The organism is Streptomyces sp. NPDC025784, from assembly GCF_055558435.1.
Window position 1 is genome coordinate 780,841 of the sequence record NZ_JBVHMN010000002.1, and the last position, 8,866, is coordinate 789,706.

8 protein-coding genes are annotated in these 8,866 nt (G+C 71.8%); 6 read left to right on the top strand and 2 right to left on the bottom strand.

Annotated elements, in window-relative coordinates; all coding sequences use genetic code 11:
• The first annotated feature begins 36 nt into the window (after positions 1-36).
• The 4 genes from ACZ4IF_RS09440 to ACZ4IF_RS09455 all read left to right on the top strand — a co-directional run bounded on the left by ACZ4IF_RS09440 (position 37) and on the right by ACZ4IF_RS09455 (position 4,751).
• A complete protein-coding gene (locus ACZ4IF_RS09440) occupies positions 37-1,452 on the top strand; it encodes a citrate/2-methylcitrate synthase (protein ID WP_179332633.1) in 1,416 nt (471 codons plus the stop codon).
• Positions 1,453-1,503: 51 nt separating this feature from the next.
• On the top strand, positions 1,504-2,643 hold the full coding sequence (locus tag ACZ4IF_RS09445; protein ID WP_467561053.1) for an acyl-CoA dehydrogenase family protein: 1,140 nt from the start codon (positions 1,504-1,506) through the stop codon (positions 2,641-2,643).
• The gene (locus ACZ4IF_RS09450) at positions 2,640-4,115 is read left to right on the top strand and encodes an amino acid adenylation domain-containing protein (RefSeq protein WP_467561055.1); all 1,476 of its coding nucleotides are present in this window, start codon (positions 2,640-2,642) and stop codon (positions 4,113-4,115) included. The genes ACZ4IF_RS09445 and ACZ4IF_RS09450 overlap by 4 nt, the downstream gene beginning before the upstream one ends.
• A gap of 105 nt (positions 4,116-4,220) precedes the next feature.
• On the top strand, positions 4,221-4,751 hold the full coding sequence (locus ACZ4IF_RS09455) for a flavin reductase family protein (RefSeq protein WP_467561057.1): 531 nt from the start codon (positions 4,221-4,223) through the stop codon (positions 4,749-4,751).
• 267 nt (positions 4,752-5,018) lie between these two features.
• Here the strand turns inward: ACZ4IF_RS09455 and ACZ4IF_RS09460 are convergent, their stop codons facing one another.
• Entirely contained in the window at positions 5,019-5,789 is a 771-nt protein-coding gene (locus ACZ4IF_RS09460) for a thioesterase II family protein (RefSeq protein ID WP_467561059.1), read from the bottom strand.
• Complete coding sequence (locus ACZ4IF_RS09465) at positions 5,777-6,916, bottom strand: 4'-phosphopantetheinyl transferase family protein (protein WP_467561061.1); 1,140 nt, start codon at positions 6,914-6,916, stop codon at positions 5,777-5,779. The genes ACZ4IF_RS09460 and ACZ4IF_RS09465 overlap by 13 nt, the downstream gene beginning before the upstream one ends.
• 184 nt (positions 6,917-7,100) lie before the next feature.
• Here ACZ4IF_RS09465 and ACZ4IF_RS09470 point away from each other — a divergent pair, with 184 nt between their 5' ends.
• Positions 7,101-7,370 carry an acyl carrier protein gene (locus ACZ4IF_RS09470; protein ID WP_095937511.1) on the top strand — a complete coding sequence of 90 codons (270 nt, stop codon included), beginning with the start codon at positions 7,101-7,103 and terminating at the stop codon, positions 7,368-7,370.
• Between the two features lie 74 nt (positions 7,371-7,444).
• Complete coding sequence (locus ACZ4IF_RS09475) at positions 7,445-8,803, top strand: NAD(P)/FAD-dependent oxidoreductase (RefSeq protein ID WP_467561063.1); 1,359 nt, start codon at positions 7,445-7,447, stop codon at positions 8,801-8,803.
• Positions 8,804-8,866 lie beyond the last annotated feature (63 nt).

Sequence of the window (8,866 nt, forward strand, 5' to 3'; positions counted from 1 at the left end):
CGGCACCCGCAGGAGAGGCGACGCACAGACAAGGAGATGGCCCAGGTGCACCCCGTCATCAGCACTCTTTCCCGCGTCTTCGACATGCCGTCGGAGTTCATCGGCGACGAGATGCAGCTCCGCGCCGTGGCCAGCTGGGACGACCTCACCGCCGTGGAACTCCAGGTCCACCTGGAACACGAGCTGGGCACCACTCTCGACGACCACCTCATCGAACACATCGACTCGGTGGGCCAGTTGCGCGCCTTCTACGACGAACGGCTCGCCGAACTCTCGTACATCAAGGCCCCGCCGGACGCCTCCGCCATCGCGCCCGCCCTGCCCGGCCCCGTGCCGCCGGCCGTCGTCCAGGAACTCACCGACATCTCCGACGTGGTCGTCGGCGAGACGGGCATCTCCGAGGTCGACCCGGTCCGCGGCAGGCTCGCCTACCGGGGCTATCCGATCGAGGAACTGATCGGCCGGGTCACCTTCGAGGAGGTCGTGCACCTGCTGATCCGCGGCTGGCTGCCCGACGCCGAGGAACTGAGCGCCTTCCGGGCCCGGCTCGCCGCCGCCCGTGAACTGCCGCCCATGGTCGCCACGAACCTGGTGCTCAACGCCAGCTCCAGCACCTCGTCGGTGCTGCGCACCGCGGTCCCCGCGCTCGGCGTCGCCGCGGAGGCGAACGCCGACCCGGCCGCCCACATCGACCTGCGCGAGCGCCTGGTCGCCCGCATTCCGACGATCTTCGCGACCCAGCAGGCGGCCCGCGCCGGACGGCGGCTGCCGAAACCGGCGCCCGAGCTGTCGCACGCCGAGAACATCCTCTACATGCTCGGGCTGCCGCACGACCCCGAGCGGGTACGGCTGGTCGACCTCTGCCTGATCCTCCAGGCCGAACACGGCTGCAACGCCTCGGCGTTCGCGGCCCGTGTCGCGGCCGGCACCGGCGCCGACACCTTCGCCACCATCACCGTCGCGCTCGCCACGTTCACCGGGCCGCTGCACGGCGGCGCCGCCCACCAGGTGATCGACCTGGCCCGCGAGGACGGCAGCCCGGACACCGCCGCCGCGTATCTGCGCGGGCGGGCCGACCAGGCGTCCGCCACCCGGACCCGGCCCGTCGCGCCCGCCGAGGAGGACCCCCGGGTCAGGCCGCTGCGCGACGCCGCCCGGCGCTTCAACGCGGGTCCCGGCAGCGACCGCCTCCTGCGGGTCCTGGACGCCGTACGGGCCGCGGCCCACCCCTCCAAGGGGCCCCGCCCCTATCTGACCGTCGACTGCTACGCGGCCGCGATCTACCACCTGCTGGGCATGCCCTCCGACCTGTTCGTCCCGATGTTCGCGGCGGCCCGGGTCCCCGGCTGGCTCGCCCACGTCGAGGAGCAGCGCGCCCGCCAGGGACGCATCCATCCACGGCTGCGCTACGTGGGCCCGCGCAACCTGCGCCACTCCCCCGAGCAGAACTGACCAGCATCCGATGAGGGAGGGCGCCCCCTTCCCCGTACCCCAGGAGCAGATGTGGAGTTCGGCTGGAACGAGGGCCAACAGGCCCGCTACGACGAGGTACTGGAGGCGACGCGGGCGGCCTTCCCCGCGCCGCCCGGCGCGGGCCACGGCTTCTACACCCGCAAGGACTGGCTCCGGCTCGGCGAGATCGGCATGCTCGGGTCCTGTCTGCCCGAGGAGTTCGGCGGGCAGGGGCTCGGCGCGCTCGACACCGCTCGCGTCGTCGAGGCCGTGGGCCGCGGCTGCGCGGACACCGGCCTGGTGTTCGGTGCGGCGGCGCACACCTTCGCCTGCGCCGTACCGATCGAGCGGTTCGGCAGCGACGCCGTACGCCGCCGCCTGCTGCCCGAGCTGGCCGCCGGCCGGCTGATCGCGGCGAACGCGATGACGGAGCCGGAGGCCGGATCCGACTCCTCGCGGCTCGCGATGACCGCTACCCCCACCGACGGCGGGTTCGTCCTCAACGGCACGAAGAGTTTCGTGTCCAACGGACCGGCCGCCGACGTGTTCGTCACGTACGCGACGGTCAACCCCAAGGCCGGCTTCCTCGGTGTCACGGGTCTGGTCGTCGACCGGGACACGCCCGGCGTCGTCGTCGGCAAGCCCTACGAGAAGATGGGCATGCACTCCTGCCCCGCCGGACCGGTCACCTTCGAGGACTGCTTCGTGCCCGAGGAGCAGGTGCTCGGCGGCGCCGGCGCCGGCGCCGCGATCTTCCAGCACTCCATGGGCTGGGAACGCGCCTGCCTCTTCGCCCTGTACATCGGCCTGCTCGACCGGCTCCTCGACCAGTGCGTCACGCACGCCCGCGAACGCCGCCAGTTCGGCCGCAGGATCGGCGACTTCCAGTCGGTGTCCAACCGGATCGCCGACATGAAGGTGCGCCTGGAGAGCGCCAGGCTGCTGCTGTACCGCGCCTGCTGGTCGATGGACCGCAATGACCCGTCCGTGCTGCACATCGCGCTGTCGAAGCTGGCCGTGTCCGAGGGCGTCCTGGCCTCCGCCGCCGACGCGGTCCGGATCTTCGGCGGCCGCGGCTATCTGCGCGAGGACGGCATCGAGGCCGCCCTGCGCGACGCCGTGCCCAGCACGATCTTCTCCGGAACCTCGGACATCCAGCGTCAGTTGATAGTGAAGGAGATAGGACTGTGAGGCTCCACCAGCTCGTCATCGACTCGGCCCGGCGCGCCCCGGACGCCCCGGCCGTGCGCTCCTCCCAGGGGGTGTTCAGCTACCGCGAGCTGGACGACCTCGCCGACCGGTACGCGGCGGCGCTGCACCGTCGCGGGGTGCGCCCCGGCGACCGCGTCGTGCTGTGGACCCACAAGACCCTCGACGCCATCGCCCTCATGCAGGGCGCGCTGCGCATCGGCGCGATCTACGCGCCGGTCAGCGCCAACAACCCGGCCGCCCGGGTCCGGCGGATCGCGGAGGGCTGCACCCCGGCCCTGGTGGTGGCCGACGCGGACGGGATCCGCCGCGCGGCGGACACCGACTGGGACGAGGCCCTGCCGATCGCCTCCTTCGCCGAGGTGCGCGCGGAGGCACCGCCCGAGGACGCACCGCCGCCGTACGAGAACGAGCCCGACGAGCCCGCCTACATCCTCTACACCTCGGGCTCCACCGGCGACCCCAAGGGCGTCTGCATCAGCCACCGCAACGCCCTCTCGTTCGTCGAATGGGCCGTCGGCGAGGTCGGCGTGACCGCCGACGACCGGCTCTCCAACCACGCGCCGTTCAACTTCGACCTGTCGGTCTTCGACCTGTACGCCACCTTCCTGGCCGGCGCGTCCGTGGTCCTGGTGCCCGAGGGCCTCGCCTACGACCCGGCCCAGCTCGGCGCGCTGCTGCGCCGCGAGCGGATCACCGTCTGGTACTCGGTGCCGTCCGCGCTCGTCCTGATGATGCAGCGCGGCGAACTGCTCACCGGCGAGCCGCCGCAGGATCTGCGGGTGTGCGTCTTCGCCGGGGAGCCGTTCCCCGTCCAGCAGGTCCACGAGCTGCGCAAGGCGTGGCCGGACGTGCGGATGCTGAACTGGTACGGGCCGACCGAGACGAACGTCTGCACCAGCTACGAGGTCACCGACCGCGACCTGGGCAGCACCCGTCCGCTGCCCATCGGCACCGCCGTCAGCGGCGACCGCATCCGGCTCCACCCGCCGCGCGAGCGCGAGGGCGAGATCGTGGTCAGCGGCCCCACGGTCATGCTCGGCTACTGGGGCCAGGAGCCGCAGAAGGGCCCGTACTTCACCGGCGACATCGGCCGGATGGGGCCCGACGGCATGCTGGAGTACGTGGGCCGCCGCGACCACATGGTCAAGGTGCGCGGGCACCGCATCGAGCTCGGCGACATCGAGGCCGTCGTCGCCGCCAACCCCAAGGTCGCCTCCGCGGCGTGCGTCGTGGTGGGCGAGGGCCTGGACGCGAAGATCCACGCGGTGGTGGTGCCGGAGGGTCCGCAGGGACCCGGCCTCCTGGAGATCAAGCGCGACTGCGCCGACCGGCTGCCGCTCTACATGGTGGTCGACGCAGTGCACTCGCTGCCCGAACTTCCCCTGACCGGCAACGGCAAGACGGACCGTCAGGCCCTGCTCAGGCAGATCACCTCGCTCGACGCCCGGTGATCCCCGATGCCCGACGAACGGCACCGTCCGACGACCGCCACCCGGTGAACCCCGATGAGCTCCGCGGCCCTGACCCGCCTCGGCCTCAGAGACGAGGACCTGCCCATGTCTGAACGACTCAGCACTTCCGATCCCCTGCCGGACCAGGTGGACCTGCACACCTTCCGTTCGGTGATGGGGTCGCTGCCGACCGGGGTGAGCGTCGTCACCAGCCTCACCGCCGACGGCGAACCGCGCGGTCTGACCTGCAGCGCGGTGTGCAGCGTGTCGGCCTCGCCGCCGCTGCTCCTGGTCTGTGTGAAACAGCCCAGCGCGACCCTCCAGGCGATCCACGACAGCTCGGTGTTCGCGGTGAACTTCCTGTCCGCGGGCATGACCGAGACGGCCCGCACCTTCGCGTCGCCGGTGCCCGAACGGTTCGAGGGCGTCGGGTGGACGCCGGGCAAGCGCACCGAGGCGCCGGTGCTCGACGACACCGTGGCGTTCGCCGAGTGCATTCTGACGAGCAGTCATCTGGCGGGCGACCATCAGGTGCTGATCGGCCGCCTGGTGCACGGCGACGTCTCGGCCACCCACACGCCGCTGGCGTACTGGCGGGCCCAGTTCTCCGAACTCCAGGCCCACTCCGCCGCCTGAACCGGCCCCCCACCGCCGCCGGCCCTCCCCCTGCACCCCGGGGCGAGGGCCGACGGCGTGCCGTGCGGCCGTGTCCCGCCGCGCCGTCCGGCCGCCCCGGGGTCCCGTCGGCCTCGGGGCGACGTCTGCCCCGGGCGTCGTCGGCACCGGGCGTCGTCGGCACCGGCGTGTGAGGCCGCCGCCCCGGCAGCCGTCGGGCAGGCGGCCGTCGGTCCGGCAGAGCAGTCCACCGCCCCCGGGCGCGCGCACCCGGGGGCGGTCCGGTCGTCAGTGCGTCGTGCCGGTGCGCGGCAGGGTCCGCAGCACCCCCGCGACGTACGCGTGGAACGCCGGGTCGTCGAGGATGAAGTGATCGCCGGGCAGCCACTCGATGGTGACGTCGCCGGCACCGTGGTGCTCCCAGTCGCGCAGTCCCGCGTCGTCGACCATCGGGTCGTCGACGCCGGCGCACACCCACAGCGGGCAGTCGAGCGGCGGTCCGGGAAGCGGTGTGTACGTCTCCGAGATGGTGAAGTCGGCGCGCAGCACCGGTGTGAACAGCTTGATCAGCTCGGGGTGTTCGAAGAGCTGCGGCGGGGTTCCGCCGAGCCGGCGTACGGATTCCAGGAAGGCCGGGGCCGACAGTGTGTGCAGATCGGGCAGGATGCGCCGGGCCGTGGGGCCGTTGCGGCCGACCACGACGACTCCGGCCGGGGGACGGCCCAGGGCGCTCCAGTAGCGGCCCGCCTCGTAGGCGAACGCCGCGCCCATGCTGTGCCCGAGGAGTACGTACTGCCCGGTGGTGTGCGGTGCGGAGCTGCGGATGAGGTCCTCGAAGACCGCACCGAAGTCGTCGCGCACCGGTTCGGCCATCCGGCTGCCGTGGCCGGGCAGTTCCAGCAGGGCCGTCCGTGCCGCCCGCGGCAGCGCCGCCTCCAGGCCGGCGAAGGCCCGTGCGGCGCCGCCGGCGTGCGGCAGGCACAGCAGTGTGGGGAGGTCGTGGGGGGCGTCCTCGGCCACGGCACCGGTGTCCGGGCCGGGAGTGCTCAGCTGCGGCATGACGGGGTCTCCTTCGTGGGGTGGGAGGCGGTGGCCGGACGCGGCCGGTCGCCGGACTCCGAAGGGCTCGCCGACCGCGAGGGCCAGGCGCGTACCGCGGGCTCCGGAACACCGCGCGAGGCCGCGGACGCGGAGCGGACGGCCCCGCCCGAAGAACCGTACGGAGGGCGGGAGTCGGCGCCCGAGGAACCGGCCGGGGGCCGGATCCCGCCGCCCGAGGAACCGGGCAGGGACCGGATTCCGCCGCCCGACGGAACGGACGGGGGCGGGACGTCCCCACTCGAGGCACCGGACGCGGAGCGGACACCGGCGGCGCCCGAGGAAGCAGGCAGCGACCCGGCGTCGGTGCCCGGAGGGCCCGACGGATAGGGCGGGCGGGGCCGTTCGCCGGGTTCGAGGGTGAGGAGCCGGACGGTTCCGCCGCCGCCCGCGACGGCGACGGCGGCCCTGAACTCGGAGCCCACGTCGACGAGTCGGAGGTTCCAGACGCGTGCGGCACAGCCGGGCGCGGCGTGCACCCGGACGGGTCCCTCGCGCCGTGCGCCCGGGTCGACCCGTACGGCGGTGAGGTCGCCCGCCAGCCCGCTGCCGAGGGCCTTGAGGACGGCTTCCTTGCACGCCCAGTGTGTGAACAGGCCGCTGTTCAGGGGGCCTTCGCGGTCAGCGGGCCAGCGCTCGGCCTCCTCGTCGCAGAGCACCTGGCGGCGCAGTCCTGCGGGGTCCCGGAGCGGTCTGATCCGTTCGACGTCGACGCCGACGGGGCCGTCGCGGCTGACCGCCACCAGGGACACGCCCTCGGTGTGCGCGAGGCTGACCCGCAGGCCCGGGTCGCCGGCCACGTGGGGCTTGCCCAGTCTGCCCCGCACGAAGGCGACTTCGGACGGATGGCGCCCCGCGTAGACGGCGGTCACCGCGCGCAGCGCGGCGTGCGCCGAGGCGTAGAGGGCGCGCTGCGAGGGCACCATGGTGCGCCAGCGGCGCAGCTCCCCCCGCGAGAGCAGGGCCAGACAGCGCCAGAGCGCCTTCTCGTTCCCCGGGCCGGGCTCCCGCACCGCCCAGACGTGGACTTCTCCGGCGGGCGGTCCGAGCCTGCGCGCGGTCGTGGTCCGGGTCATCACTTGGGTCATCGCATCTCCAACCAGTCGGTCATCACTGTCCGTTGGCCTCTTGACGATGAACTCAACACTAGTAGAGTTCATCAGGAAATGACATCATCAGGTGTTGAAATCAACGGGCGTTGAACTCCATCGGGTCCCCCGTTGAACCCCGGCGGGACCACCCGCCCCTCAACGCATCTCCAGGAGGTACGGCGTGGCCAGTGACCGCGACGAACTGATCAACCAGCTCACCGAGTTCATCCAGGAGCGGCTGCTCGCGGAGCCCGACGCCCAGGGCATCGCACCGGACACCCCGCTGCTCGAGTGGGGCATCCTCACCTCGATCAACACCGCTCAGCTGCTCACCTTCATCCGGGACGAGCTGGGGACGAACATCCCGCCGACCGAGCTGACCGGCACCAACTTCCAGAACCTGGACAGCATCACCGACCTGCTGCTGTCCCTGCGCACGCCCGCTCACTGATCCAGGGCCTGCCCGACGGGCCCTCGCGGCCACGGCACAGCGCCACCCACCCGAATTCGCGACAGGAGATCACGTTGTCCGAGACATCGGCGAACTACGACTACGACATCGGCATCATCGGCGGCGGACCGGCCGGCTCCACCGCCGCCTCCTACCTCGCCAAGGAGGGGCTGTCCGTGGTGGTCTTCGAATCGGAGACCTTTCCGCGCGACCACGTCGGCGAGTCGCTGGTCCCGGCCACGACTCCCGTGCTCATCGAGACCGGCGCCATGGAGAAGGTCGAGGCCGCGGGCTTCCCCAAGAAGTACGGCGCCGCCTGGACCTCCGCGGAGGACCGGGACATCGACCACATGGGCTTCCAGGGCCTGGACCACGACTTCCGCGCCGCCGAGGTCCTGTTCAGCGAGCGGGACCAGGCGGGCGTCGACCGGGACCACACCTTCCACGTGGACCGCAGCAAGTTCGACCAGATCCTGCTCCAGCACGCGGAGAGCCTGGGTGCGAAGGTCTACCACGGCGTGCGCGTGAACCGGGTCGACTTCACCGACCGGGACCGCCCCGTCATCCAGGCGAAGGTCGGCAACCAGGCGGTCGGCGTCCCCGTCCGCATGGTCATCGACGCGAGCGGCCGGCGCACCATGATGGGCAGTCAGCTCAAGGTCAAGGAGCCGGACCCGGTCTTCAACCAGTACGCGGTGCACACCTGGTTCGACGACTTCGACCGCAAGGCCCTCGCGGTCAACAAGGACCAGGCGGACTACATCTTCATCCACTTCCTCCCGCTGGAGGACACCTGGGTCTGGCAGATCCCGATCACCGACACCATCACGTCCATAGGTGTCGTGACCCAGAAGGCCCGCTTCAAGGAGGCCAAGAACGACCTGGAGACCTTCTTCTGGGACACCATCGGGAGCCGTCCCGCCCTCCAGGACGCGCTGAAGAACGCGAAGCGGGTCAAGGAGTTCAAGGCCGAGGGCGACTACAGCTACGCGCTCACCAAGATCGCCGACGACTCCCTCGTGATGATCGGCGACGCGGCCCGGTTCGTCGACCCGATCTTCTCCAGCGGTGTCAGCGTCGCGCTCAACAGCGCCCGCCTCGCCACCGCCGACATCATCGCGGCGCACAAGGCCGGCGACTTCCGCAAGGAGCGCTTCGACGGCTACGTCAACACGCTCCGCGGCGCGGTCAACAACTGGTACGAGTTCATCTCGATCTACTACCGCCTCAACATCCTCTTCACGGCGTTCGTCCAGGACCCGCGCTACCGCCTGGACGTCCTCAAGATGCTCCAGGGCGACGTGTACGACGGTGAGCCCAAGGCCCTCGCCGCGATGCGGGAGATCGTCGAGGCGGTCGAGAACGACCCCACCCATCTCTGGCACAAGTACCTGGGGACGCTCAAGGCGCCTTCCGCGGCGGCCAAGTTCTAAGGGCCTCGAGAAAGTCCCGGCACACACCGGGCACCACGGAGCCGCACCGGCACCTCCCCGCCG